This is a genomic window from Pseudomonas sp. PIC25, from assembly GCF_002286785.1.
Lineage (GTDB): Bacteria > Pseudomonadota > Gammaproteobacteria > Pseudomonadales > Pseudomonadaceae > Pseudomonas_M.
Genome location: NZ_MUJY01000035.1, coordinates 1 through 26476, shown reverse-complemented (window position 1 = coordinate 26476; position 26476 = coordinate 1). Strand labels below are relative to the sequence as shown.

The window sequence follows — 26476 nt, the reverse complement described above, 5'->3', positions numbered from 1 at the left end:
TCGGCGATGCGGTTGATGCCGGTGCGCTCGGAGCCGCCTTCAGCGATGCGGTTGGCGCCAGTGCGGTCGGAACCGTCTTCGGCAACGCGGTTGGTACCAGTGCGGTCAGCACCACCTTCGGCAACGACCGGGGCCTTGAAGGTGTTGTCTGCATCTTGCGGAAGAGCGAATGCGGTGGCGGAAAGGGTGGCGATGAACAGGCCGGCGATCAGTTGCTTTTTCATGTCGGGTTCTCCTGGGGCGGGGAAGTGAATTCGTCTACGGGGCCCATGTTACGGATGGGGCTCCGCGACAGAAGTGATGTGTGCTGATGGTCACCATCAGCGATATCGATTGCTGCGCAAAGGCCCGTCGTAGAAGGGTTCTGGCCGAGCTTCAGGAGGAATTTGTCAAGAAGGGGCGTACCGGAGAATCGGTGGGATCGATACATCGGTCCTGGAAAAAGCCCTGCGGTCGACCCATCCATCGCACAAGAAAAAGGCCGCTCGCAGGGGGACGTGAGCGGCCTGAAAAACGCCGGTGGGAGCAACCGTGCACCGGCGTAGGGCAGGAGAGAATCCGTTACAGGATCGACAGCGGGTAATCGACGATCAGGCGGAATTCGTCGTGATCGCTTTCCGCCTGGTCGGTGTTGCCACGGTGCCAGGCCTGACGGATGCGGAGCGACAGGTCCTTGGCCGGGCCGGTCTGCACCACGTACTTGGCTTCGAGGTTGGTCTCGTGGTGCTTACCGTCCTCGCCGTAGCCGTAGTCGCGATAGGGGCTGTCTGCGGCCATGTCGGTGCCGTCGATGCCGCGGCCGTTGGCATAGCGTGCCATGAAGCTCAGGCCGGGCACGCCGTAGGGCTGCATGTCCAGGTCGTAGCGGGCCTGCCAGGAGCGTTCGTTGGGGCCGTTGAAGTCCGAGTACTGGATCGCGTTGGCGAGGAAGATCGAATCGCCGCCCGCGCCGGGCCCGTTGTCGCCGAAGCCGATGTAGTCGAACGGCGTATCGCCATGGACCTTCTGGTAGGCGAGGGTGACTTTGTGGGCTGCGAGGAAGCTATAGGAAGCCGCCAGCGACCAAGTTGTGTTGCTGATCTCGCCGGCTTCGGCGCGGCCTTCGTCGTTGGTGCGGTAGATGTTGAAGTCGAAGCCCAGTGCCTGGTCGTCGGCCAGGGGCAACACATAGTTGGCGTTGGCGTAGTACTGGCGCCAAATGTCCTCGAACTCGGAGCCGTAGAGCGACACGCTGAGGTTGTCGGTCAGGGCATAGTTGCCGCCGACGAAGTCCACGCTGTCGGCGGTGACGTTGGCATAGGTGGCGTACAGCTCGCCCCTGGAGCTGGTGGTGGTCGGGCCGTTGCCGGCGGTGAAATGCCCGGCTTCCAGGTCGAGGCCGTCCAGCTCGCTGCTCAGCAGGTGGAAGCCGCGGGCGGTCTGCGGGATCAAGCGGGTGCCACCGGCGGCGAACACCGGGGCGGTGGGCTGCATTTCGCCCCATTTCAGCAGCGTCTTGGAGACGCGCACCTTGAGCGCACCGCCGGCGTGGCCGTAGTCGTCTTCCGGCGAGCCGTCGTTGTCCACCGGCAGGTTGCCGGTGCCGGTGGTGCCCTTGCCGCCATCCAGCTTCAGGCCCAGGTAGCCGAAGGCATCGACGCCGAAGCCCACCGTACCTTGGGTAAAACCGGACTGGTAAGTGGCGATGAAGCCCTGGGTCCAGTCGCGGCGGTCGCCGCTGCCGTTCTTGCCGTCACGGTTGAAGTAGTAGTTGCGTAGCAGCAGGTCGAGGCTGCTGTCCTTCACGAAGCCCTTGGACTCCGCCTGGTCGCCCACGGTGTCCGCCATGGCCAGGGGGGAGATGCCTGCGGCCACTGCCAGCGCCAGCAGGCTGTGCTTCATGGTGTTGTTCATCGGGTTGACTCCTTATCGGTAATCGGCCGGTCGCATGTGGGGGCCGTCTGGTCTCCTGGCAGAAGGCCGCCGCACCGCGCATCTGCCTCTTTGCGGGCACGCGGCAGCGGAGAGACCGGCAAGTCTGCTCGACCGGGATCTGTAATCTCTTGTTCATGGAACGATCCCGAGCCGGAGTGTGAGCAGAACGACCGAAGCGATAAATGCAGGAAAACGGAAAGGTCTCTTTACGCTGGCGTAACAATCGATGGGCCGTGGTTCATCGGTAGGGCCGAATTCAATCGCCCATGGTGAGTTGTCTACGTCGCTAAATGTTCACACGTACCCTGGGGAGAGGGCTGGGGAGAGGGGCGGAGTCTCGCTGTCAATGCGTGCTGATCGCTCTCCTCGATGACGAGCCAGGTATGTCGCCAGGCGAACCCCCAAAAACCAGCCATCGATTCCGTCGATGACTGTTGACAGGATTTTGCGTTTATCAACGACGAATTCGATTCGTATGCTGGCCTCCATTCCCGGCCGGCATCCCGCTCGGCCTGAACGCTTCGAGGAGACCACCATGATCGAACGGCGCCCTTACCAGGAGCTCGGCGGTGCCCAACACGGTTGGCTGGATACCCGTCACCACTTTTCCTTCGCCGACTACTACGACCCGGCGCGCATGCACTGGGGCCATCTGCGGGTGTGGAACGACGACACCATCGCTCCGCAATCCGGCTTCCCGCAGCACCCGCACCGCGACATGGAGATCATCACCTACGTGCGCAGCGGGGCCATCACCCATCGCGACAACCTGGGCAACCACGGTCGTACGGTGGCCGGCGACGTGCAGGTGATGAGCGCCGGCACCGGCATCGCCCACAGCGAATACAACCTGGAGAGCGAAGACACGCGAATCTTCCAGATCTGGATCATCCCCGACGAAACCGGTCTGCCGCCGTCCTGGGGCACCCGGCCGTTCCCGAAGGGGGAGCGCAGCGGCACCTTCGTCACCCTCGCCAGTGGCATGCCCGATGACCAGGGCGCCTTGCCGATTCGCGCCAACGCCCGCCTGGCCGCAGCCACCCTGCAGGCCGGCAGCAGCGCCGAGTATGTCATCGGTGCGGGCCGCAAGGTCTACCTCGTGCCGGCCAGCGGACGCATCGAGGTGAACGGTGTGGAAGCCGAGGCCGGTGACGGCATGGCGGTGCGCGACGAAACATCGCTGCGCATCACCGCGCTGGAGGAGAGCGAGATCGTGTTGGTGGATGTCGCTTGAACGCCCCTCAGCCCAGCAGACTCGCCCAGGCGGACACCAGCAACAGCATCGCCATGCCCTGATTGAAACGCGTCAGGGCAGCGGCGGAGCGCCAAGCCCGCTTCACCCCGACGCCCAACCAGGCCCAGGCGCCCAGGCAGGGCATCGCGATCAGGAAGAACACCACCGCGAACAACAGATAGCGCGCCGGGCTGGCACCCTGGCCGGCGAACACGCTCACCACTGCCAATGCCATCATCCAAGTCTTGGGATTGACCACCTGTAACCCGGCCGCACCGGCGAGACCCAGCGGTTTCGCCGAGGCATCGGTGTCGACGCCTTGCGCCGCGCTGCGGAACAACTGCCAGGCCAGCCAGGACAACCAGGCGATGCCGACCCAGGTCATGACGCGTTGCGCCAGGGGATAGCGCAGCAGCATCTCGCCCACGCCCAGCCCCACCAGCAGCACGATACCCGCCGCCCCGGCGCAGGCGCCGAGGATGATTGGCAGCGCGGCAGCGAGCCCGTGACGGGCACTGTTGCTGAGAATCAGGATATTGGTCGGCCCCGGTGTGATGGAGGCGACGAAGGCGAACAGTACGAACGGCAGTAATTGGCTCAATGACATGGCTCGGTTTCTCTCGATGATCCGAGCCGATTGTCGTTTCACTTCGGTGGGGCGTCTGGAAGGTTCGAGCAGCGCGTGCGATAGCGCGCCGGAGTCAAGCCGTAGGCACGGCGGAACCAGCGGCCGAGGTGGCTCTGGTCGGCGAAACCGAGGGACATGGCGACCAGCGCCGGCGCGTGTCCCTGGGCGAGCAGTTGCCGGGCCTTGGCCAGACGGAGCTGGATCAGATAGGCATGCGGCGCCAACCCGAAAGTGGCCTTGAACGCCCGCGACAGACGAAAGCGATCCACCCCGGTGATCCGCGACAGATCGTCCAGCCCGATATCGTCGTCCATGTGCGCCTGGAGATAATCCCGGGCGCGCAGGGCGATCTGCGGTGAACGCGGATCGACCAGCCCCCTGGGCCGCCAGACCAGATGCTGTGCCAGCTTGGCCAACAGGCCATCCAGCGAGGCGTGACGGACGATGCGCAACTCCTTGTGCTGCAGGGCCTTGATCGCCTGGGCGGTCAGCCCGATCAGCTCGGGATCGGCGGCCAGCGTCTTGGCGAAGCTGGGCTGGCATTGGCTCGGCGCGTCTTCGAACAGCTCGCGCAGGCCACGCTCGATCCAGTCGGGCTGCAGATACAGCATCGAATAAGTGAAACCGCCCTCGGCGGGCGCATGGCCGTCGTGGATATCGCCCGGCTCCAGCAGGAACGCATGGCCCGGTGTGCTGTTGTGTAGCACCTTGCGGCAATGGAATTGCTGCACGCCTTGCTCGGTAAAACCGATCAGGTAGCTGTCATGCCAATGCGGATCGTACGCATGGCCTTCGAAGTGCGCCCTGATCGTCTCGATGCCCGTTTCGGCGTCCACCGAAAGATCGATCCAGTCGTTGGCCGTCATGCCTGCAGATACCGATTGTGAGAATGCTCGTCAGAAGAGACATGTTAGCGCCGCGCACCCGGCTTTCTGGAAGATTTGTGCAGAACGCGGCCAGTATTGAATTCCTCAGGCACCGACCTTATTCAAGGCGCACCCAACGCAAGGAGAGCCCACATGCTGGATATCGCAGGAAATCGATTCTGGACCCGCCGCGAACTGCTCGACCACCTCGCAAACCTCGGCGTACGCGCAGGTGACGACCTGATGGTGCATGCCGGCATGCGCAGCGTAGGGCCGCTGATCGACGGGCCCAACACCCTCATCGGTGCTTTGCTCGACGCGATCGGGCCGAGCGGCACGCTGCTCTGCTACACGAACTGGGACCAGCAGTACGAAGACGCCTTGGACGAGGACGGTCGGCTGGACCCGGCCCTCAAGCCGGACATCCCGCCCTTCGATCCGTGTCTCTCACGGGCCAGCCGTGACCATGGAATCATCGCCGAATTCATCCGAACCTGGCCCGGCGCGCTGCGCAGCGGCAACCCCGGCGCCTCGGTGGCGGCCATCGGCGTCCATGCCGAGTGGTATACCCGCGAGCATCCCCTGGACTACGGCTACGGAGAGGGCTCGCCCTTCGCCCGCCTGGTGGAAGCCGGGGGCAAGGTCCTCATGGTCGGTGCGCCTCTGGATACATTGTCCCTGCTGCACCATGCCGAACACCTGGCGGATATCCCTGGCAAGCGCATCGTGCGCATGGAAGTTCCGTTACTGATCGATGGCCGAACGGAGTGGCGATTGTTGGAGGAGTTCGACACCTGCGACCCAGTGATCGACGGCCTGCCCGACGATTACTTCGGCGATGTGGTGCGGACGTTCCTCGATGCGGGGCAGGGCAGCCAGGGACGGATCGGCAATGCCGAGTCCGTGCTCGTCTCGGCGCGTCCTATGCGGGACTTCGCCATACGCTGGTTGGAGGAGCATTGCTCCGATGGGCGCTGATGTCCCCCGGATTGCGAATAAAGGCATCGCAATGGCTCTGCCGGGCGAATGAATTCGCCCCCGCGGGTTGCTGGAGCGGAAAAGCGTAGCGTGGTCCGGCTATCGGCAAGCATTCACAGGATTTTAAATCCATCTTCATTTACGAAATTTTTTATTTGGCGCTTCGCTAATTGCCGTTCCGTTTATTGTCGCTCCGTATAACTCTTCAAAGTGCCGCTAAATACCTGTCGCCGTGCCATTAACCATTCGTCCGCATAATTAACGAAACGGCGAAACTGTCAGAGGCGATGCGAATCCATTATTACGATGCGTGAATATCCGTGGTGCTCAAAAAGAGCGAAACGGTAATCGCGCCCAAGCAAGCCAAACAGATTGGAGGTCATCATGGCTGAAGATAAAGGCAAAATGAGTGTCAACGAAGCCGGCCGTAAAGGTGGCGAAGCGACTTCGGAAAGCCACGGCCGCGAGTTCTATCAGGAAATCGGCAGCAAAGGCGGCCAAGCCAGTGGGGGCAACTTCAAGAACGATCCGGAGCGTGCCGCTGAAGCCGGCAGCAAGGGCGGCCAGGTAAGTGGCGGCAACTTCAAGAACGACCCGGAACGCGCCTCCGAGGCGGGCAGCAAAGGGGGACAGGCCAGCGGCGGTAACTTCGCCAACGACCGCGAACGCGCCTCCGAAGCCGGCCGCAAGGGTGGCCAGAACAGCCACGGCGGCGGCCGTAGCTGATCGAGCCGGAACGAGCGGGAGCCCGCCTCCCGCTCGCTTCGTCTGCCATGGTTCGGCAACTTCGAAGAAGTTGTATGGGCCCGGATAAAAGTCAGCGAAAGTTTCGCCGGCAAACTATATAGAGCAGTCAGATCATGACGACTCATATCGTTCACTTTACCGGTCCGATCAATTCCGCAACTTGCGGCCAATTGATAGATAAATGTACCCAGGCCGTTCAGCAGGATGCTTCGGAACTCATTATCAAGATAGCCACCATGGGTGGTGAATGCAGTTACGGTTTTTCTCTTTATAACTTCCTGATGTCACTTCCCATCCCGGTGAATACTCATAACCTGGGTACTGTCGAATCCATGGGAAACATCATCTTCCTGGCCGGTCGGCGGCGTACCGCCTGCCAGCACAGCAAGTTTCTCTTCCACCCCTTCCATTGGACGCTGCACGGCTCGGTGGACCATGCGCGCATGTCCGAATACGCCATGAGCCTGGACTACGACCTGTTCCTCTATGGCCGCATCGTCGATGAGCGGACCCGCGACGCACGCAAGCCTTTGGACGTGAACCAGGCCCTGATGTGCGCCCCGAAGATTCTCAACCCCGCCGAAGCGCTCGAAGCCGGTGTCATCCACGCGGTGGACGAACTCGCCCCGCCCGCCAACGCGGTCAACTGGTGCGTGCACATGTGAGTTGAGGGAATACGGTGCAGCAGAGGCATCCCTGGAACATCGGTGAAAACGGCGCCTCCGCTGCGCACTACGATTTACATCAGCCGAGCGGCCAGTTGAGGATCACTACGGAGTCGTTGTAATCGTTGTCGGTTCCATCCTCCGATCCGATTACGATGACATTCAGCTTGTTGGCCAGAACTACCTGTGCGGAAACAAGGCTGGACTGCTGGCCATTCACGGACACGGTGACCTGGACCTTTCCACTCCCCGAACTGAGCACCTGACTGCCGATAACTTCATTACCGGTGCTCTGCCCTTGGAACTGCGCGACGGAATTGCCATCGACCAACACATTGACGACCTGCATGCCGGAGGAATTGGCGAAGGCAGTTGCGCCGAAGCGGATGTTTGCGGGGAGAGTGAAGGTTCCTTGTGCATAAGCCATGATGTTTCTCCATTAGGCTTTTGGTCTGCCGTCTACACACCGCCAGGCAAGTGGCGTGGGACAGCATTCTCCTGGCGGAGCGGCAAGGCGCAGGCAGGGGAGCGCCTTGCCCGGGTAACTCTAGACGGGCCCAACCCCTGCAACTGTCTATTCCGACGAATTGCACGAGCTTCCCATCCAGGAAGGTCCCTGCCCACGGCACTCGCGCCTTGGACCCTCCGATATCTTGATGAAAAACTTCATATTTTGCTGATTTGCATCAATTTGATGGCCACAGCGAAAGTCGTCTGGATGTTCGGAGAAAGGTTCCGGGAAGCCGGCGAGCAGTATTCGAGGAATGCAAGCGGATGCGGGGGCCAGGGAGCATGGGCCTTTTATAAAGAAGGGCGCGATCAGCGAGGAAGCATAATGCTGAGTATTTGACATACGAGATGCCAACTATTTCTCGATAAAACCTCTCAAAAACCGCGGCGGGAACTGTAAGGAATTTCCTATCATGAAGTCCACGTTTCTTCTTTTCCTAGAATCAGAAGAATTTGCGTGTTCTTTTTCTCACCTTTGCTGTTTTTTTCGGATTGCGTCACAGAGATATAATGTGACGGGCCTCGTTTTTTTCCTTTTTTACAAAAAGCAGCTGTGAATTCAGGGAAATATAAATAACGTATGGTGGCCATTAGGCATATTGATAAGCCAACATTCTAAAAGGTCGTTCTTATGACTTGCCGGTCGAAAATCGAGCGTTCAGCATTTTGCAGACTATTGCGACCATTTGTAGCACTCGCAGGCGTTAGTCTCTCAGGCTTCGCTCTGGCAGAAAATTGCACTGCACTGCCTGTTAGCGGCAATATTTATAATATTGTCAATCAAGGCAGCGGAAAGTTTATGGAGGTGGCGGGGGCCTCCACTAGCAATGGCGCCAACGTACAACAATGGTCGTCGAATGGTTATAAAAACCAACAATTCACCCTGACTGATATGGGCAATGGGCTTTGGTCTATCCGCCCCGTGCACAGCAATCAAGCCGTCGACCTCTACGCTTGGTCGACAGTGGATGGTGGCACAATCAAACAGTGGGAGTATTGGGGTGGCCAGGCACAACAGTGGAAGCTTTCCCTGTCGGGCAATGGTGCTGTCAAGATTGCGTCGGCTTACACGGGAAAATTGATCTCCGTGGCCGACAATCTACAGGGCTCCGATGTGTTCCAGAAGTCGGATCAAGGTTCCGCCTATCAAGGTTGGTACTTCAATCCGGTCAATGGCAATTGTGGCAGCCCAGCCAAACTCGCCAGCCCGCCCATCAGCAACACGAGTAGCCTCATCGGTTTCGCCGCCACGGCGGGCAATGGACTCCCCACCACCACGGGTGGCGGCAATGCCAAGCCCATCAAGGTCAATGATTGCGATTCCTTGGCGAAAGCCCTGGGCTCCAGCGATCCGGCCGTTGTGCAATTACCGAATGAGACGCTGGATTGCCGCACTGCAGCAAGAACCCAGGAGGCTTGCGCTTTGACGTGCGGCAGGCTTGAGCCGGAAAATCCGGACAAGATGTTCTACTGGGTGGAGACACCAGGTAACGCCTGTGAAAACATTGCTAAATTCATCAATGGTTCGTTCAAAGGACGGGTCAACAGAACCAAGAATGAACGAGCCATTGTCGTCAAATCTAATAAAACCCTTGAGGGGTTGGGTCCGAACTCCCGGCTTCTAGGGGTGAGTTTTTCTCTGAACAACGTCTCCAACGTCATTATCCGCAATCTGGCCATAGAACAGGTCAACCCGGGTCTGATCGAGGCTGGAGATGCTATTTCCATGTCGAACACACATCACATTTGGCTCGATCACCTGCGTACCAGCATGATCAGCGATGGGCATGTGGATATGTATAACAGCCGCAACATAACGATGAGCTGGAACCATTTCTCAGGCGAAAATCCTCTGGTGTGTGGCGGTAAGCACTCCTATGTCAATCTCATTTACGAGAAGAGTCAGGTGACTTTCCATCACAACTATTGGGATAAGACTGATGGGCGTAATCCCAAGGTTGGGAAAAAATCCCAAGTTCATCTTTTCAACAATCTTTGGAAAGATGTCAAATCCTACTCTGTCTCTGTATCCGATCAGAGTGAAGCCAAGATCGAAGGAGACTATTTCGAAAATGCCAGTCAACCTCATCATCTCGAGAGTAATGGCCTAATTGACGCCGATCTTGCTTCCAACGTCTATACAGGTTTGTCCGCTACCGATTCCCACAAGGACTACGGCTCCCTCCTGAGCTGGCGAGTCCCCTATACCTACCAAAAGGACCGCGCCGACAAGGCTCGCACCGATATCATCAACCAGGCTGGTCCGCGATAACGAGCCAGGCATACGGGGGTCGCATTTGCGGCCCCTTCCTTATTGCCACAACCAAGTGCGCAATTCTCCATCTTTGCCTTGTGCTCTGTACCGCATGGCTCAGGGGTGGAAACCCAAACGGGTTTTCTACGACCGTCGAATGCCTCAACAGGTGGGTAGGGTTCGTCGCCCGTAATGCCAACCGCTGGCCGACTTGCCCGGCACCGGTTTATCGCAGGCGTGAAGTTCGAGAGGCCAATAAAGTGCAGTATTCGGAAATAAAAATGAGACAAACGTTGCGTTTTATATATGTTTTGCAGGTCGAATCACGATGTCGCTAAAGCATGTTTCACGGTTTTCACGCTTGCCGGATAAATTGCTGGGAAGTCGCAGGAAATGGAAATAATTTATAAAAGCCTGCATGCGTCTTGAATAAAAAGTAACAGGGGAACTTTCATGAATTTCCGACCGAAAACCAAAGCGCCAAAACTAATGCGACCGCTCATTGCCGTGGTAGGAATGAGCCTCTCGGGTCTCACTTTGGCAGACAACTGCACCGCAATGCCGGTCAGTGGCAGTATCTATACCATTGTCAATCAGGGAAGCGGGAGAATCATGGAGGTGGACGACGGCTCCACCAGTAATGGTGCCAATATTCAACAATGGACGCCGAATGGCTATAAAAACCAACAATTCACCGTGACTGACCTGGGCAACGGAAGTTGGTCGATTCGACCCGTACACAGTAATAAATCCGTCGACCTCTACGCTTGGTCGACAGTGGATGGTGGCACAATCAAACAGTGGGAGTATTGGGGTGGTGCACCACAACAGTGGAAATTATCCCGGTCGAACACAGGCGCCATTAAAATCGCCTCGGCTTATACCGGAAAGCTGATCTCCGTAGCAGACAGCCAGATAGGTTCCGATGTGTTTCAGAAGTCGGACCAGGGTTCCACCTATCAAGGCTGGTACTTCAATCCGGTCAATGGCAGCTGCGGCGCGAGTATCGCCAGCAGCGCGAGCACCCTCGTCGGTTTCGCCGCCCAGTCGGGCGATGGCCTGTCCACCACCACGGGTGGCGGTAGTACCGCGCCCATCCAGGTCACCAGTTGCGATCAATTGGTTTCGGCCCTGAACTCCAGCAGCCCGGCTGTCGTGCAAATACCGAATACAACGATTGACTGCCGTACAACGGCAAGAGTCCAGCAGGCCTGCTCTTTTACATGCGCTAAACAAGACCCGGCGAACCCGAGCAAGTTGTTCTATTGGGTGGAAACAGGTTCCAACACCTGCGAGTCCATAAAGGAATCCATGAAATTTTATGAGATTTCTTTCAAAGGGCGGGTAAACAAGACTCGGAACGAAAGATACGTTGTGGTCAAGTCCAACAAGACCCTGGAAGGGTTGGGGGCCAACTCCCGTGTTCTGGGAGCGAGCTTCTATCTGAAGGATGTATCGAACATCATTATTCGCAATCTGGCCATCGAACAGGTGAACCCGGACCTGATCGAAGCCGGTGACGGTATTTCCATGATGAACACGCATCACATCTGGCTCGACCACCTGCGTACCAGCATGATCAGCGACGGCCATGTGGATATGTACGACAGCCGTAACGTAACGCTGAGCTGGAACCGCTTCTATGGTGCGAACCCCAATGTTTGCGGTGGCCAGCACGCCTATGTCAATCTCGTTTCCAACAGCCAGGCGACTTACCACCATAACTATTGGGAAAAGAGTCAAGCCCGTAACCCCTATGTCGGTGGCCAGAACTCCAAGATTCACCTTTTCAATAACTTCTGGCAGAACATCACCCACTATGCCATCGGGGCTTATAACTTCGGTCAGGTCAAGGTTGAAGGGAACTATTTCGAAAATTCCGTCAAGCCTCATTGGAATTATCAGAATGGTCTGATTGACGCGAACATTTCGTCGAACGTCTATACCGGGGTTTCCGCTACCGACTCCTACAAGGACACAGGCTCCACCCTGAGCTGGAGCGTACCCTACGTTTATCAAAGGGATAGCGCCGACAAGGCTCGCACCGACATTATCAGCCAGGCTGGCCCGCGGTAACGAACCGGCATATTCGGGGCCGCTTTGCGGCCCCTCTTGTTTACCGCTTGGGCGAATCGATCTCCAGGCGGGCCCGGGGCCTCCTGGACCCGCCCATGCCTCAACCAGCTGGCAAGACCCGCTGCCCGTACTGCGCGAACGCCGCTTCGTACAACCCGGCCGCATCGCTCAACAACAGGTGGAAAGCCGCGAACACCCGGCTGTCATCCAGTTGCTGATCGCCGCAGAACAACACCAACGCCAACTGCCGCGCCGCATCCAACCGTTCCTGGGCCGACTCGTACAGCTCCAGCGCATTCTGGCTGGCATCGACATACAGCACCGGCTTGCCGGCAGGCGTGAAAGAGGGAAGGGGACGGTAATCAGGCATGGCACACCTCCGGGCGGAGGCTGGCCAAAAACAACGCATGCGGGAGGCCCGCGAGGGTAAAAGGAAGGTAGTCCATTGTCCTTATTTCCTTTCTGAGGGTTAAGGAACCGCCTACCCGCCGTTGCTACACGAAAGGGTGGCGGACCGCGCGGGGGTAGCAAACCGGTCAGAAAGGACCCCGGCCGGGCCGAAGCCCGCCCCGCACGATCCGCCATAAAGCGCGATAGTTTGGCATATGAAGTGCCAACTATTCAGCATTGGAGGAATGCGTCTTTCTGAACAGGTTGCTACACCCGGTCACGAGATGAGTGACAGGCCGGACTCTAGCGGGATCGGAGGAGGGTGTGGGGTGCGATGGTTCGCGTTTTGGGAGGGAGCTGAGCTGCTTAGTTTTGATCGTTCCCACCCTCTGCGTGGGAATGCAGCCTGAGACGCTCCGCGTCTCCCCAAGCCCAGCAGCGAGTCAGTTCTGCTGAACGATCTGGATGAGGTTGCCGCAGGTGTCATCGAACACCGCGAGGGTGACTGGGCCTATGCTGGTCGGTGGCTGGGTGAAACGGACGCCGGCCGCGCAGAGCCGGGCGTACTCGGCGTGCACATCGACGACGCTGAAGAAGGTGTAGGGGATGCCGTCCTGCTTGATCGCCGATTTGAACGGCTTCGCGGCGGGATGGGCATCCGGCTCCAGCAGCAGCTCGACCCCGTCGGGATCGCCAGGGGAGGTAAGCGTCAGCCAGCGATGCTCACCCATGGGGATGTCGTGCTTCGGCTCGAAGCCGAGCACGTCCCGGTAGAACGCCAGCGCCTTTGCCTGGTCGTCGACGAGTACGCTCGTCACAACGATCTTCATAGCTCCTCCTCATACGGTGTTCTGACTTGGCAGGCACCAAGCCTAGCTTGAGGAGAAGCCGCGCGCCGAGTTCGCATCAACCTACGACGGGTTCCGGCAGTTTGGCGATCACCTTGATCTCGAAGTGGAAGCCGTAGAGCCATGTCACGCCGATGCCGGTCAGCGTTGGGTGCGGCGCGCTGCCCCAGTAGTCGGGCAAGACCTTCCAGATGGTGTCGAAATTCGACTCGGGATCGACGATGAAGACGGTTACGTCCACCACGTCGTCGAAGGTACAGCCTGCCGCCTTAAGGATGGCGTTCAGGTTGTCGAACGCGCGGCGGACCTGGGCTTCCAGTTCGGGTTCTGGCGAACCGTCTTCGCGGCTGCCGACCTGCCCCGACACGAACAGGAAGCCATTGGAGCGGATCGCCGGGGAATAGCGATTGCGTTCGTAGAGCGCCTGGCGGCCAGAGGGGAAAACAACGTCACGCTTTGCCATGGGAACCTCCATCGAAGGGGTCGCAGCGACCCGTGAGCAGATGGAAGGACTGTAGAGAGGCAGGGAGCGCGGATAAACTCGCAAGCCTACCCATCACTGTTTGCGAAACCCAAACAATCCCGGCGGGATGGAGACCTCGATGGACCGTTTCGATGCGATGCAGGCCTTTGCCCGTGTGGTGGAAACCGGCAGCTTCACCAAGGCTGCCGAGACGCTGCACATGAGCAAGACCAGCGTGACGCAACTGGTGCAGCAGTTGGAGGCGCGGCTGCGGGTCAGGCTGCTCAACCGGACCACGCGCAAGGTCAACGTCACCGCCGACGGCGCCGCCTATTACGAACGGGTGGTGCGGTTGCTGGCCGATATGGACGATGCCGAGACCAGCCTCTCCAGCGCCGCGACGGCACCCAGGGGGCGGCTGCGGGTGGACGTGCCCAGCCCGTTGGCCCGCCTGATTCTGGTGCCGGCCTTGCCGGCGTTTCATGCGCGCTATCCCGACATCCAACTCGACATGGGTGTCAGCGATCGCATCGTCGACCTGATCGACGAGAATGTGGATTGCGTCGTGCGGGGCGGTGAACTCACCGACCAATCGCTGATGATGCGCCACGTGGCCGACCTGCGACTCGGCGTCTACGCGGCTCCGGGCTACCTCCAGCGCGCGGGTACGCCGGCTCACCCGCGCGAACTGGAAAACACCCATCACCGCATCGTGGGCTTCCTGTGGGCGCGTTCCGGCAAGCCTGTTCCCTATGCCATGCACCGTGATGCCGAGCGCATCAACGTGCAGGGCCGCTACGTGCTGGCGGTCGATGACGGCAACGCCTACCTCGCAGCCGGTCTGGCCGGGCTGGGCGTTCTGTGGTTGCCGGACTACATGGCCGAAACACCTCTGGCGCGTGGCGAGCTGGTGCGTCTGTTCGAAGACTGGCGCCTCGATCCGATGCCGTTGTACCTCGCGTTCCCGCCGAACCGGCATGTCAGCGCCAAGCTGCGTGTGTTCATCGAGTGGGTCGTCGAGTTGATGGCGCGGCATGCGCCTGTCGCTGGTCCCGCTTCGTAGCAAGTCTTTATGACTGCACAGTAGTCATAAAGACTCGTATCCGGTGTGGTCTTTATGACTCATGCCTTTCTCAAGTTATTGAAAATAAACGACTAATAACTGGCATGAATTCTGAGTGAGGTGGATAGGCCAGGGCAGAGGTAATTCCATGCCCAGGCCACGCGTGCTCTCGCAGCCATCCGGCGCGTTTGGATGCGGCGGCGAACCTCTCCACCCCATCAAGGAAAAAGAACATGCCTAATCGCGAATCCTCGTCTCCCCTTGCCGTGATCACCGGTGCCGGCTCGGGTATTGGTCTGGCAGTGGCCGAACGGCTCTTGCAGAAAGGTGCCCGGGTGTTGGCCATGGCTCGGCGCAGCGAGCCGCCGGCCGCCTTGCAGGATCAACTCGGCAAGCAGGTGTTCTGGTTGTCCGGCGACATCACCCGCGCCGAAGACCTGGGCAGATTGGCGCAGCACGCGCGGGACCTCGGCCCCATCGACTACTTGGTGCCGAATGCCGGCATCGCCCAACTGGCCAACGGACTGGATGGCGAAACCTTTCAGCGCCAGTGGGCCGTCAACGGCGCCGGTGCCCTCAACACCCTGGCTGCCCTGCGGGACCAACTGGCCCGCCCGGCCTCGGTGGTATTCATCGGTACCTTCCTGTCGCAGGTGACATTCCCCGGCCTCGCCGCTTATATCGCCTCGAAGTCCGCGCTCAAGGCCCAAGCAAGGACCCTGGCCGTCGAGCTGGCGGCGGAGAAGGTGCGTATCAACATGGTGTCGCCAGGGCCGACCGCTACGCCGATCTGGGGGACGCTGGGCCTGGATGATGCCCAGTTGGCCGACGTTGCCGGGTCGGTCACGCAGCGTTTGCTGGACGGCCGGTTCCTCGAACCGGGCGCCGTGGCCGATGCGATTGTTTTTCTGTTGTCGGACGGCGCCCGGGGTATCACGGGGCAGGATCTGATCGTGGATAACGGATATACCCTGCGCTAAACCCAGCTGTAATGGCACCCGCTCCCATGGGGGCCGACAGATTCGGCCCCTCTTATGATCGTTCCCACGCTCTGCGTGGGAATGCAGCTGGAGACGTTCCGCGTCTCGGGAGGGGGCGGAGCGTGGCGAGGGTGGCCGCTGTGGTCGTGCTCTGGCCGCACGCCTCTCTATTTCCCGCCCAAACAAAAAACCCGCCGAAGCGGGTTTTTTCCTGACCATTCCAACATTCTGTCGGTAGCCCTCCGGGCCATGGCCGATCGTCCTTGATCCTGAAGCGTCCCTTGCCTCAGTGGATAGGGAAATCCTAAGGCGGTCGGCCGGTCTGGGAAATGGCGGAATGCCGGTCGTTCTTGTAAGCCTTTTGCTATTCGATCCGACCTATCTCCGGTTGAAGTGCCGTGCCAGGCGGTCGCCGCTGAGTTGGATCAGAGTGACCAGTACGATCAGCACGACAATGACGGTGACCATCACCTGGGTGTCGAAGCGCTGGTAGCCGTAGCGGTAGGCGAGGTCGCCGAGGCCACCCGCGCCGATGGCTCCGGCCATGGCGGAGGAGTTGATGAGGGTGACCACGGTGATGGTGAAGCCGCCGATGAGGCCAGGCAGGGCCTCGGGGAGAAGCACGTGCCAGACGATGTGCCAGCGCCGGCAGCCCATGGCCTGGGCGGCTTCGATCAGGCCGTGATCGACCTCGCGCAGGCTGACTTCGGCGATGCGCGCGAAGAAGGGCGTGGCGGCGATGGTGAGGGGGACGACGGCGGCCCAGACGCCGTAGGTGGTGCCCACCAGCAGCCGGGTGAAGGGAATCAGCGCCACCATGAGGATCAGGAAAGGCACCGAGCGGAACAGGTTGACCAGACCACCAAGCAGGCGGTTCAAAGCCGGAGCCTCGAAGAGGCCGCCGCGCCCGCTGGTGACCAGTACCACGGCCAGCGGAGTGCCGAGGATCAGGGCCAACAGGGATGACACGCCCACCATCAGGCCGGTGTCGATCAGGCCCTGCCAGAGTCGATCAAGAAGCAGCGACATGGCCGATCGCCTCCGCGTGGTCCGCCAGTTGACGCGCTCGTTCGAGCAGGCTGGATATCGGATGTGGTGAGCCGTGTATCGCCAGAAGCAGATGCCCGAGGGCACGGCCCTGGATGCGCTCGACGCCGCCGTCCAGCAGTGTCACGCGTCCGCCTAGACGGTTGGCAAGAGCTGTCAGGTCGGGTGCCGCGTTGCGCCCGCTGAAGCGCAGGTCGAGAACCAGCGCATCGCCGGGTGCCGGCTCGGCGCGCAGCCTTGTCGCTACGTCATCCGGCAGGGGATGGCGCAGGGGCGCCAGCAAGGTGCGGGTGACTTCATGATGCGGTTCGCCGAACACGCGCCAGACCGGGCCCTGTTCGACCACTTCGCCGCATTCGAGCACTGCCACGCGGTCGCACAGGTCGCGGATCACTTCCATCTCGTGGGTGATGAGGAGGATGGTCAGACCCAGGCGTTGATTGATCTCATGCAGCAGGGCGAGGATCGATTGGGTGGTTTCCGGGTCGAGGGCGGAGGTCGCTTCGTCGCAGAGCAGAATCTGCGGGTCGTGAACCAGCGCGCGGGCGATGCCGACGCGCTGCTTCTGCCCGCCGGAGAGCTGGGCGGGATAGGCGTCCCGGCGGTCCTCCAGGCCGACCAGGGCGAGCAGGTCCTCGACCTTGCGCTGGCGCTGGGCGCGCGGCACGCCGGCGACCCGTAGCGGCAGTTCGATGTTCTCCCGCACGGTTTTCGCCGACATCAGGTTGAAATGCTGGAAGATCATGCCGATGCGCCGGCGCAGGGCGACCAAGCCGTCTTCGTCGAGGCGGGCAATGTCCTGGCCGTCGATCAGCACGCGGCCTTCGCTGGGCTGTTCCAGGCGGTTGACGGTACGGATCAGAGACGACTTGCCGGCGCCGCTGCGGCCGATGATGCCGAATACTTCGCCGTGGCGGATCGCCAGGTCGATGTCGTGCAGGGCGCGCACTGGTGCCACGGTGCCGGGGTAGGTTTTGCCGACGGACTCGAAGCGCAGCAGGGTGTCGAGAGCTTCCGGCCGCGACGCCGGAGCGACACTGGCGGACGGCTGTGGGGCTGGTGTGGCGGCGCGCAGGGTAGCGACCTGGCGCAGGGAGGTCGGGAGCCCGCTCATGTCAGCTCTTCCATCCGGGTTGGTAGAGGGTGCCGTGAGCCTTGTCGAGGGCGGCGCGGACGGCGGGGGATTGCTGGTAGATCTCGACGAAGCGTTTCAGGCGCGGATCGTCCTTGCGGTCCGGGCGGATGACGAACTGGATGACGTACTCGGGATGGTCGAGGCCGTCGAAGAGCAAGGCGGAGGCGGGGTCGAAGCTGTTCGCCAGGCGGATGTAGGCGGGATAACCCTGGACCAGGTCCACGTCGTCGTAGGCGCGCACCAGTTGCACCGCTTCCAGTTCGATGATGCGCAGGCGCTTCGGATTGGCGGTGATGTCCTGCTGTGTGGCGCGGTAGCCGACGCCGGGCTTGAGGCGGATCAGTCCGGCCTTTTCCAGTAACAGGAGGCCACGGCCGCCGTTCACCGGGTCGTTGGCGATGGCCACCTTGGCGCCTTCCGGCAGGGCGTCGAAGCTGGCGTGGTGCTTCGAGTAGAGTCCGACGTTGTTGATGATGCCGGGGGCGTAGGGCACCAGGTCGTAGCCACCTTCCTGGCGGGCGTTTTCCAGGAAGGGGATGTGCTGGAAGTAGTTCACGTCGATGTCGCCGTTGGCGAGGCTGACGTTGGGGGCGATCCAGTCGCTGAATTCCACCAGTTCGACCTTCAGGCCCTGTTTTTCAGCTTCCTCCACGGCCGCTTCCAGGGGCGGTGCGAAGGCGGCGGTGGTGCCCAGCCGGAGAGGCCCCTCGGCCGGGGCCGGGGTGGTGGTGCCCAGCAGGGCGATGAAGGCCAGGGTTTTCAGCCAGCCACGGCGAAGGGGGGAAGTGTGCAGCATGGTGTCGGTCCTTCTGGTTGCGTCGGTTCGGGTGTGGCTGGAGTCGTCCAGTGGTCGTTGCGCGGGGATCAACCGCCTAGGTGCCGGGCCTGTGGCGCCACGCCGAGGGACCGCCAGGCTGTGCCGGGGTGTTCGGCCGGCAGGCGCGGGCCGGCACCGAACAGCTTCTCGCGCAGGGTGCCTTCGGCGTAGGCGGTCTTGTAGCGGCCGCGCGCCTGCAATTCCGGGATCACCAGGTCGATGAAGTCGGAATGGCTTTCCGGGGTGACGGTGCGGGTCAGGTTGAAGCCGTCCAGGCCGGTATAGTCGAGCCAGTGCAACAGTTCGTCGGCGACCTGCACCGGCGAGCCCACCAGCAACGGATAGCGTCCGCCCAGGGCGTGCTGTTCCAGCAGGCGGCGGCGGGTCCAGCCGGCGCCGGGCGCGGTGAAGGTCTTGACCACCGATTCGATGGCGTTGGTTTTCTGGTAGCGGATGGGCTCGTCCAGGCCATAACGCGAGAAGTCGATGCCGGTGGACGCCGAGAAGTGCGCCAGGCCCGCCTCCGGGTTGGCATGGCGACGGTACTCGGCGAGTTTGTCGCGGGCCTCGGCCTCGCTCGTCGCCACCACCACGCTGATGCCGAGGAACAGCTTGACCGACTGCGGGTCGCGTCCGGCCGCTTCGGCGGCGCGGCGGACCCGCACGACCTGGTCGCGCACGGCCGAGGGGGTGGAGCCGCCGATGAACACGCATTCCGCGTGGCGGCCGGCGAAGCGCAGGCCGCGCTCGGAGGAACCGGCTTGGAACAGCACCGGCGTGCGCTGGGGCGAAGGTGCGCTGAGGTGATAACCCTCGACGCGGTAGAATTCGCCCTGGTGGCGTACCTGGTGCACCTTGTCCGGCTGGGTATGGATCCGCGCTGTGCGGTCGGCGAGCACCGCGTCGTCTTCCCAGCTCCCTTCCCAGAGTTTGTAGAGCACTTCCAGATATTCGTCGGCCTGATCGTAGCGGCGATCGTGTTCCACCAGACCATTCTGGCCCATCGCGCGTGCGGCGCTGTCCAGGTAGCCGGTGACGATGTTCCAGCCGATCCGTCCCTGGCTCAGGTGATCCAGGGTCGAGAGGCGGCGGGCGAAGAGGTAGGGCGGTTCGTGGCTGAGATTGGCAGTGACGCCGAAGCCCAGGTGCGTGGTGGCGCCCAGCAGTGCCGAGGCGAGCAGCAGCGGGTCGTTGACCGGTAGCTGGATGGCTTCCTTGAGGGGCAGGTCGATGCTGCCCTGGTAGACGTCGTAGACGCCCAGGATGTCGGCGATGAACAGCCCGTCGAACAGTCCCCGCTCCAACAGCCGCGCCAGCTCGGTCCAGTAGGCGAGGCTGCCGAACTCGGTGGAGCGGTCGCGTGGGTGCGTCCACAGGCCATGGTTGATATGGCCGATGCAGTTCATGTCGAAGGCATTGAGCCGCAGCTGTTTCGGAGCCATCAGATGGTCCCCCGGCGTGGCGGCAGTTCGCCGTTGAGGTAGTAGTTGCCCACCGCGTGATATTTCCAGCGCACCGGATCGTGCAGGGTATGGGTGCGGGCGTTGCGCCAGTGACGGTCGAGGTTGTACTCGGCGAGGGTGCCGCGGCTCCCGGCCAGTTCCAGCAGCTTGCTGCCACTGGCCAGGGAGACTTCGGTGGTGATCGCCCGCGCTTCGGCCACCGCAATGGAGGCAGCGGCCACCGAGGCGGCATCCGGTGCCGCCTGCGCCTCGTCGAGGGCGAGGCCGGCCTGTTCCAGCAGCGCCTCGGCGCCGCGCAGGTGGGCCGCCAGGCGGCCGAGCTCGGTGAGGGTCAACGGGTCGCCGCTGGCCTGCTCCACGCCGGCGTCGATCCACGGCCGCGAGCGTTCGCGGATGAAGACCAGGGCCTCCTCATAGGCGCCACGGGCAATGCCCAGGTCGATGGCGGCATGGAGAATCTGGGCGAACGGGCCGACCGTGGTCGGCCGCTCGAAGGCGGACTGGAAGGGCACCACGTCCTCGGCGGCGACGAAGACGTTGTCGAACACCACCGAGCCGCTGCCGGTGGTGCGCTGGCCGAAGCCGGACCAGTCGTCGATCACGTCGATGCCGGGTGTCTCGCGTGGGATGAAGGCGAACTGCTGGATGCCGTCCTCGTCGATCACCGAAGTGGGGATGCGTTGGGCGAACAGGGCGCCGGTGGCGTAGAACTTGCGCCCGTTGACGCGGTAGCCATCGCCGTCGCGGGTCAGGCGGGTGGTGCGTTCATGGGCGTTCTTCGTGCCCAGCTCCGCCAGCGCATTGCCGAAGCGCTGGCCAGCCAGCACCTCGGCGAAGAGGCGGCGCTGCTGCGCCGGCGTGCCGTTTACCCTCAGCAGTTCGAGGGCGTAATAGTGGTTCTGCGGTATCTGTCCGATGGAACCGTCGGCCTGGGCGAGCCGGGTGATGACCCTGGCCAGGGTGACGCTGGAGACACCGGCTCCGCCGAAGGCTTTCGGCACGCTGATTGCGCCCAGCCCGGAGCGCGAGAACAGGGCCAGTTCGGCGTGCGGCAGGCGTCGCTCGCGGTCGCGCGCGGCGGCGTCGCGTGTGAACAGCACGGCCAGGTCTTCGGCCACGTCGAGGGCCTGGGCGTCGCTGGTGATCAGGGCCGCTGGCGGGATGGCCTGGGTGACGCTGGGTTTGATGGCGGTGGTCATGTGCGGTCCTCAGATCCAGGAGTGCCGGGCCGGGTGCCGGCCGTTGAGGTGGTAGGTGCCGATGGCGTGATACTTCCAGCGCACCGGGTCGTGCAGGGTGTGAGTGCGGGCGTTGCGCCAGTGGCGGTCGAGGTTGAATTCGGCGAGGGTGGCGCGGCTGCCTGCCAGCTCGAACAGCTTCTCGCTGGCGCGCAGGGCGATCTCGGTGGTGAGTACCTTGGCCTCGGCCACGGCGATGGAGGCGCGTGCGGCACCATCCGCATCCAGCGGTGCCGCCGCGCTGTCGTCCAGTACGCGGGCAGCGCTGCGCAGCACCGCTTCGGCGGCGTGCAGCTCGACGTTCAGCCGGCCGACGTCGGCGATGACGTAGGGGTCGTCGCTGGCGCGCTCCACCTTGGCCTCGATCCAGGGCCGCGCCTTGTCGCGGACGAAGGCGATGGCATCGTTCAGTGCGCCGCGGGCGATGCCGGCGTCGATCGCGGCCTGGATCAGCTGCGAGGCGGCACCCTGGAGGTTTGGGAGGTCGCGTTGCGGGCTCAGGTCGATGACGTTTTCGGCGGCCACCGGTACGGCATTGAATAGCACCGTGCCGCTGGCGGTGGTGCGTTGGCCGAAGCCGGACCAGTCGTCGACGATGCGCAGGCCCTGGGTGCCGCGCGGAATCAGGGCGAGCACCACGCGGTCGTGGTCGTCGAGGGCCTTGGCTGCCACCCAGTGGGCGAATAGGGCTCCGGTCGAGTAGAACTTTTCGCCGCTGAGACGAAAGCTATCGCCGTCGCGTTCCAGTCGCGCGCGGATGTCCAGGGTATGGCGGCTGCCGCGCTCCGGCCCGGCATTACCGATCCGCCAGCCCTCCAGCACGCTGCGGAACAGCCGGCGTTTCTGTGCCTCGCTGGCGGTGAGCTGGATCAACTGGAGCAGGCCGAAGTGGTTCTGTGGAATCTGGCCGAGCGCCGGGTCCACCTCGGAAATGAGGCGGAAGACTTCGGTGAGGGTGGCGAACGACAGCTCGGGGCCGCCGTACTCACGAGGGATGGTCAGGCTGCCCAGGCCGCTGGCGGTGAAACGCTCCAGCTCGCGCCAGGGCAGCTTGCGCTCGCGGTCGCGGCGCGCTGCTTCCGTGGCGGCGTCGCGGGCCAACTCGCGAGCGGCCTGCAGGGCTTCCTCGTCATTGCGCAGGATGCGCGCGGGGTACAGCGGAGGGGCGATATCCTGGTCGCTGCCGGTGGCGGGCTGGGACCAGGTCTCCGAGACGGTGTCACGCAGGGGAACGGACGGTCGGGCCATTGGATACCTCATCTTCAAGGGGTAATGCCGCTCGGGCGCGACCTTGAAGATGCACCGGAGCCAGCGTGATAACGGCAATGCTCCGGTGGTCCGGTTGGATATACCCTAAATCAAGCTCTTAGCAGAAATTAAATAGCGTTTGAGAATAAGGTTAGAGCCCGGATGGCGGGGCCAGCGCCTTCACCATCAGAAAGGCACGTCGCCGAGAATCGTCGCGCGATGCATCACCCGGCGCTGCGGCCGGTAGTCGTCCACCGCATAGTGCTGGGTGATGCGGTTGTCCCAGAAGGCAACGTCGTTGGCTTGCCAGCGCCAGCGCAGGGTGTGAATTCCGGGCGCGTGGCATGGGCGAAGAGAAAGCGCAGCAGCGCATCGCTTTCCGCTGGCTCCAGCTCGTTGATACGAGTGGTGAAACCATCGTTGACGAACAGGCCCTTGCGTCCGCTGACCGGGTGGGTGCGCACAACCGGGTGCGAGCGGGGCGGATTGTCGCGCTGCGCCGCCTCGTAGCGGACCAGGGCTTCGGGCGTGGCGCCGAAGCGCTCGCGCGGGAACGAGCGGGTCAGGTCGTGGGTGGCGGTCAGGCCGTCGAGCAGTGCTTTAAACGGTGCGGACAGCGCCTCGTAGGCCGCGCTGCTGCTGGCCCAGAGGGTGTCGCCACCGACCGGGGGCACCTGCTTGGCCGCAAGCACGGCACCGAGCGCCGGGGTCTCCAGGAAGGTGACGTCGGTGTGCCAGATGGCGTTGTCGCGGACATCGTTGAGTGCAGTGTCCAGCACCAGCACCTCCGGTTGTCCCTCGACGTTGGGGTAGATGGGATGAACATGCAGGTCGCCGAACTGGGCGGCGAAGCGGGCCTGCTGCGCCGGGGTCAGGGGCTGGTCGCGAAAGAACAGTACCTGATGGTCGAGGAGGGCCTGCTCGATGGCTTGGTGCAGTCCGGCATCCAGCGGGGCGCTCAGGTCGATGCCTTCGATCCGTGCGCCGAGGGCCGGGCTCAAGGGGGTGATGCGGAATGACATGGCGTACCTCTTCGATGGACGTGTTCAGTGACCCTGGCCGTGCCAGGGCACCAGGATGCGTTGCAGGCGGCGCAGGCCGAGTTCGAGGGCGAAGGCCACCAGCGCGATGACCAGGATGCCCAGCACCACCACGTCGGTGACCAGGAACTGGGCGGCCGACTGCACCATGAAGCCGAGCCCGCGGGTGGCGGCCACCAGCTCGGCGGCCACCAGGGTCGACCAGCCGACGCCCAGGCCGATGCGCAGGCCGGTGAGGATGTCCGGGAGCGCGCTGGGAAGAATCACGTGGCGCACCAGCTGCGCCGGCGTGGCGCCGAGGGACTGGGCCGCGCGCAGGCGGGCCGGGTCGACGTTGTGCACGGCGTTGGCGGTGGCGATGGCGACCGGGGCGAAGATCGCCAGGTAGATCAGCAGCACCTTGGATAGCTCACCGATGCCGCACCAGATGACGATCAGCGGCAGGTAGGCCAGGGGCGGAATGGGACGGTAGAACTCGATCAGCGGGTCGAGCAGCCCTCGAGCGATGCGGTTGCGGCCCATGGCGATGCCTACCGGGATGGCGGTCAGCAGTGCCGCCAGCAAGCCCAGGCCGATGCGGCCGAGACTTGCCCCGAGGTGCTGCCAGAGGGTGGCGTCCAGATACCCGACCGTCGCTAGTTGCCAGAAGCGGCCAACGACGGCGGCAGGCGAAGGCAGGAAGAGCGGTTCGATCAGCCCGCCGGCGGTGACGGCCCACCAGATCACGAACAGGCCGCCCAGCGTCAGTCCGCCGAGCAGGCCGATACCCGGCCGCCAGCGCGGGCGTTGCCGCGGTTGCGGAGAGGCGAGGGGCAAATCGAGATCGAGGCTGTTCATGGCTGTTTCTCCTCGGCCCGGCCGGTGAAGACCCGGGCCAGGACCTGTTCGCGGGCCTCGATGAAGGCCGGGTCGGATTTGATCGCGCGGGCGTCTTCGCCGGCGGCGTAGCGGTGGGCGAAGTCCAGGGCCAGGCGCTCGACAATGCGCCCCGGATGCGGTGCCAGGAGGATCAGTTCGGTGGCGAGAAACACCGCTTCTTCGATGTCGTGGGTGATGAGGAATATTGGCTTGGCGGTGCGTTGCCAGACCTGCAACAGCAACTCCTGCATCTGTTCGCGGGTGAAGGCGTCCAGCGCGCCGAAGGGTTCGTCCAGCAACAGCACGCGTGGATCGGCGGCCAGCGCGCGGGCGATGCCGACGCGCTGTTTCTGTCCACCGGAGAGCTGCCAGACCTGGCGCCGTTCGAAGCCTGCCAGGCCGACCAGGGCCAGCAGCTCGCGGGCGCGGGCCTCACGCTGCGGGCGAGGGACGCCGGCCAGCTCGAGGCCGAAGGCGACGTTGCCGAGGACATCCTGCCAGGGCAGCAGGGCATCGTCCTGGAACACCACCCCTCGATCGGCGCCCGGTCCGCTCACGGGTTCGCCATCCAGGTTGATACGCCCGGCGCTGGGTGGGACGAACCCGGCGATCAGGTTGAGCAGGGTGGTCTTGCCGCTGCCGGACGGGCCCAGCGCCACCAGCAGTTGGCCGGGGCGCAGGGTCAACGACAGGGCGTCGAGCACCGGCTCGGCGACTCCGGGGTAATGGGCGCTCACGCGCTCGAGTTGCAGCACGGCCATGGCAGGTCTCCGAAAGCTCAGTCAATGAAGCGCTTGCTGACGTAGGGCGAGTAGTCGTCGAGAACGCTGTCGACCTTGCCCTGTTCCTTCAGGAAGTGTGCGGTGGCCTGGACATCGCGGGCGGTGACACCATCCAGCAGGCGCCGTTGCTCGTCCGATTCCGGAAAGGCCGAGCCGGCTAGCAGTTCGGGAACATCGCGGGTGTCGGCGCCGGTGAGGCGGGCGATCTTCGCCACCTGCTCGGAGTCGGCCGTCCAGTCGTCCTTGTGTGCGTTGTAGTCGGCGAAGGCGTCCAGGCTGACCTTGGCGAACTTCTCGACGATCTCCGGATGCCGCTCGGCGAAGTCCTTGCGCGCCACCCAGACTTCGAAGGTCGGTGCTCCCCAGCGGCCGACTTCGGCGGCGTCGGTCAGGACTTTGCCACTGCGCTTGATCTCGCCGAGTGCGGGTGACCAGACGAAGGCTCCATCGATGTCGCCCCGCTTCCAGGCAGCGGCGATTTCGCCGGGGTTGAGATTGACGATGCGCACCGACGCGGGGTCGACCCTCCAGTGCTTGAGGGCACCGAGCAGGCTGTAGTGGGAGGTAGAGACGAAGGGCGTGGCGATGGTCTTGGCCACTAGGTCCCCGGGTTTCTCGATCCGACTGCCGTTGCGCACCACCAGTGCCTCGGCGGCATTGATCTGGGCGGAGACGATGAAGGCAACGATGGGCAGGCCACGGGACGCGGCGGCGGCCAGCGGGCTTGAGCCGATGTTGCCGATCTGCACGTCGCCCGAGGCGATGGCGGTGATGACTTCCGGGCCGCTGTTGAAACGGCGCCACTCGATTTTTTCGCCGATGGCCTGTTCGTAGGCGCCGTCGGCCTGCGGCACCTTGGTGGGGTCGATGCCGGTCTGGTAGCCGATCACCAGGTCTTCGGCGCGGACGGCGAAGGCGAGGGTGGCGAGGCTGAGGGCCGCGAGCAGGCGGCGCGAGGTGGAACGGGACATGTCGGTACTCCTTGTTGGCAGCGGGACGGCCATCAAGGGCCGGCCACGGGACGTTCTTTCGTTGGAGGAAGGTCCGGTGGTCCGGTGGTAAGAAGCTAAACGATATAAGAATTTAAAAATAAATAATTTTTCGGAATTAGCATATGGAGGCGTCGAAATAAAAAAGGTTCTTCGCGCATTTCCGGGGAGCCCTGAACAAGAACGGCGATTTGGTTGAAGATGTTTGTGCGACCAAACCCCTAAAACCAAAACCGCCGTTCT

General features: G+C 62.6%; 24 protein-coding genes and 2 pseudogenes. 8 read left to right on the top strand and 18 right to left on the bottom strand.

Annotated elements, in window-relative coordinates; all coding sequences use genetic code 11:
• Together BZL41_RS02510 and BZL41_RS02505 are read right to left on the bottom strand one after the other, a co-directional pair.
• A pseudogene (locus BZL41_RS02510) lies at positions 1–224 on the bottom strand (phage infection protein); the annotation flags it as partial.
• A gap of 337 nt (positions 225–561) precedes the next feature.
• The gene (locus BZL41_RS02505; RefSeq protein WP_095597846.1) at positions 562–1881 is read right to left on the bottom strand and encodes an OprD family porin; all 1320 of its coding nucleotides are present in this window, start codon (positions 1879–1881) and stop codon (positions 562–564) included.
• Between the two features lie 568 nt (positions 1882–2449).
• Here BZL41_RS02505 and BZL41_RS02500 point away from each other — a divergent pair.
• Positions 2450–3148 (top strand): pirin family protein, encoded by a 699-nt coding sequence (locus BZL41_RS02500; RefSeq protein ID WP_095597845.1) that lies wholly within the window; start codon positions 2450–2452, stop codon positions 3146–3148.
• A gap of 7 nt (positions 3149–3155) precedes the next feature.
• Here BZL41_RS02500 and BZL41_RS02495 read toward each other — a convergent pair whose 3' ends face one another.
• Positions 3156–3755, bottom strand: coding sequence for a LysE family translocator (locus BZL41_RS02495; protein ID WP_174706129.1), 600 nt, complete (start codon positions 3753–3755; stop codon positions 3156–3158).
• Between the two features lie 38 nt (positions 3756–3793).
• Positions 3794–4642 carry an AraC family transcriptional regulator gene (locus BZL41_RS02490; RefSeq protein ID WP_095597842.1) on the bottom strand — a complete coding sequence of 283 codons (849 nt, stop codon included), beginning with the start codon at positions 4640–4642 and terminating at the stop codon, positions 3794–3796.
• A gap of 153 nt (positions 4643–4795) precedes the next feature.
• On the opposite strand from BZL41_RS02490, the gene aac(3) reads away from it, so the two are divergent.
• The 3 genes from aac(3) to BZL41_RS02475 all read left to right on the top strand — a co-directional run bounded on the left by aac(3) (position 4796) and on the right by BZL41_RS02475 (position 7032).
• On the top strand, positions 4796–5620 hold the full coding sequence (aac(3), locus tag BZL41_RS02485; RefSeq protein WP_095597841.1) for an aminoglycoside 3-N-acetyltransferase: 825 nt from the start codon (positions 4796–4798) through the stop codon (positions 5618–5620).
• 384 nt (positions 5621–6004) lie between these two features.
• On the top strand, positions 6005–6346 hold the full coding sequence (locus BZL41_RS02480) for a general stress protein (protein WP_095597840.1): 342 nt from the start codon (positions 6005–6007) through the stop codon (positions 6344–6346).
• Between the two features lie 134 nt (positions 6347–6480).
• A complete protein-coding gene (locus tag BZL41_RS02475) occupies positions 6481–7032 on the top strand; it encodes an ATP-dependent Clp protease proteolytic subunit (protein WP_095597839.1) in 552 nt (183 codons plus the stop codon).
• Between the two features lie 79 nt (positions 7033–7111).
• Here the strand turns inward: BZL41_RS02475 and BZL41_RS02470 are convergent, their stop codons facing one another.
• Complete coding sequence (locus BZL41_RS02470; protein ID WP_095597838.1) at positions 7112–7459, bottom strand: fucose-binding lectin II; 348 nt, start codon at positions 7457–7459, stop codon at positions 7112–7114.
• Between the two features lie 714 nt (positions 7460–8173).
• On the opposite strand from BZL41_RS02470, the gene BZL41_RS02465 reads away from it, so the two are divergent.
• Positions 8174–9814 (top strand): RICIN domain-containing protein, encoded by a 1641-nt coding sequence (locus BZL41_RS02465; protein ID WP_095597837.1) that lies wholly within the window; start codon positions 8174–8176, stop codon positions 9812–9814.
• Between the two features lie 435 nt (positions 9815–10249).
• On the top strand, positions 10250–11872 hold the full coding sequence (locus BZL41_RS02460) for an RICIN domain-containing protein (RefSeq protein WP_095597836.1): 1623 nt from the start codon (positions 10250–10252) through the stop codon (positions 11870–11872).
• A gap of 100 nt (positions 11873–11972) precedes the next feature.
• Here the strand turns inward: BZL41_RS02460 and BZL41_RS02455 are convergent, their stop codons facing one another.
• The 3 genes from BZL41_RS02455 to BZL41_RS02445 form a co-directional block, all read right to left on the bottom strand.
• Positions 11973–12242, bottom strand: a complete 270-nt coding sequence (locus BZL41_RS02455) for a hypothetical protein (protein ID WP_095597835.1) — start codon at positions 12240–12242, stop codon at positions 11973–11975.
• A gap of 463 nt (positions 12243–12705) precedes the next feature.
• Positions 12706–13092, bottom strand: coding sequence for a VOC family protein (locus BZL41_RS02450; RefSeq protein WP_095597834.1), 387 nt, complete (start codon positions 13090–13092; stop codon positions 12706–12708).
• Positions 13093–13168: 76 nt separating this feature from the next.
• Positions 13169–13573: a RidA family protein gene (locus BZL41_RS02445; protein WP_095597833.1), complete on the bottom strand. Its 405-nt coding sequence runs from the start codon at positions 13571–13573 to the stop codon at positions 13169–13171.
• 139 nt (positions 13574–13712) lie between these two features.
• Between BZL41_RS02445 and BZL41_RS02440 the strand changes: the two genes are divergently transcribed.
• Positions 13713–14636: a LysR family transcriptional regulator gene (locus tag BZL41_RS02440; protein ID WP_095597832.1), complete on the top strand. Its 924-nt coding sequence runs from the start codon at positions 13713–13715 to the stop codon at positions 14634–14636.
• Positions 14637–14869: 233 nt separating this feature from the next.
• Positions 14870–15616 (top strand): SDR family NAD(P)-dependent oxidoreductase, encoded by a 747-nt coding sequence (locus BZL41_RS02435; protein ID WP_095597831.1) that lies wholly within the window; start codon positions 14870–14872, stop codon positions 15614–15616.
• A 378-nt stretch (positions 15617–15994) separates the two neighbouring features.
• On the opposite strand, the gene BZL41_RS02430 is transcribed toward BZL41_RS02435, so the two are convergent.
• The 10 genes and pseudogenes from BZL41_RS02430 to tauA all read right to left on the bottom strand — a co-directional run bounded on the left by BZL41_RS02430 (position 15995) and on the right by tauA (position 26215).
• A complete protein-coding gene (locus BZL41_RS02430; protein WP_168190930.1) occupies positions 15995–16645 on the bottom strand; it encodes a methionine ABC transporter permease in 651 nt (216 codons plus the stop codon).
• Positions 16629–17777 carry a methionine ABC transporter ATP-binding protein gene (locus tag BZL41_RS02425; RefSeq protein ID WP_095597830.1) on the bottom strand — a complete coding sequence of 383 codons (1149 nt, stop codon included), beginning with the start codon at positions 17775–17777 and terminating at the stop codon, positions 16629–16631. Before BZL41_RS02425 ends, BZL41_RS02430 begins: the two co-directional genes overlap by 17 nt.
• A gap of 1 nt (position 17778) precedes the next feature.
• Positions 17779–18594, bottom strand: coding sequence for a MetQ/NlpA family ABC transporter substrate-binding protein (locus BZL41_RS02420; RefSeq protein ID WP_095597829.1), 816 nt, complete (start codon positions 18592–18594; stop codon positions 17779–17781).
• Positions 18595–18662: 68 nt separating this feature from the next.
• A complete protein-coding gene (locus BZL41_RS02415; RefSeq protein ID WP_095597828.1) occupies positions 18663–20057 on the bottom strand; it encodes an LLM class flavin-dependent oxidoreductase in 1395 nt (464 codons plus the stop codon).
• Positions 20057–21277 carry an SfnB family sulfur acquisition oxidoreductase gene (locus BZL41_RS02410; protein ID WP_095597827.1) on the bottom strand — a complete coding sequence of 407 codons (1221 nt, stop codon included), beginning with the start codon at positions 21275–21277 and terminating at the stop codon, positions 20057–20059. The genes BZL41_RS02415 and BZL41_RS02410 overlap by 1 nt, the downstream gene beginning before the upstream one ends.
• A gap of 9 nt (positions 21278–21286) precedes the next feature.
• Positions 21287–22564, bottom strand: a complete 1278-nt coding sequence (locus tag BZL41_RS02405; RefSeq protein ID WP_095597826.1) for an SfnB family sulfur acquisition oxidoreductase — start codon at positions 22562–22564, stop codon at positions 21287–21289.
• Between the two features lie 186 nt (positions 22565–22750).
• A pseudogene (tauD, locus tag BZL41_RS02400) lies at positions 22751–23586 on the bottom strand (taurine dioxygenase).
• 24 nt (positions 23587–23610) lie between these two features.
• Positions 23611–24441, bottom strand: coding sequence for a taurine ABC transporter permease TauC (gene tauC, locus BZL41_RS02395; RefSeq protein ID WP_095597825.1), 831 nt, complete (start codon positions 24439–24441; stop codon positions 23611–23613).
• Positions 24438–25223: a taurine ABC transporter ATP-binding subunit gene (gene tauB / locus BZL41_RS02390; RefSeq protein WP_095597824.1), complete on the bottom strand. Its 786-nt coding sequence runs from the start codon at positions 25221–25223 to the stop codon at positions 24438–24440. The genes tauC and tauB overlap by 4 nt, the downstream gene beginning before the upstream one ends.
• A gap of 17 nt (positions 25224–25240) precedes the next feature.
• The gene (gene tauA / locus BZL41_RS02385; RefSeq protein ID WP_095597823.1) at positions 25241–26215 is read right to left on the bottom strand and encodes a taurine ABC transporter substrate-binding protein; all 975 of its coding nucleotides are present in this window, start codon (positions 26213–26215) and stop codon (positions 25241–25243) included.
• Between the last annotated feature and the right edge of the window lie 261 nt (positions 26216–26476).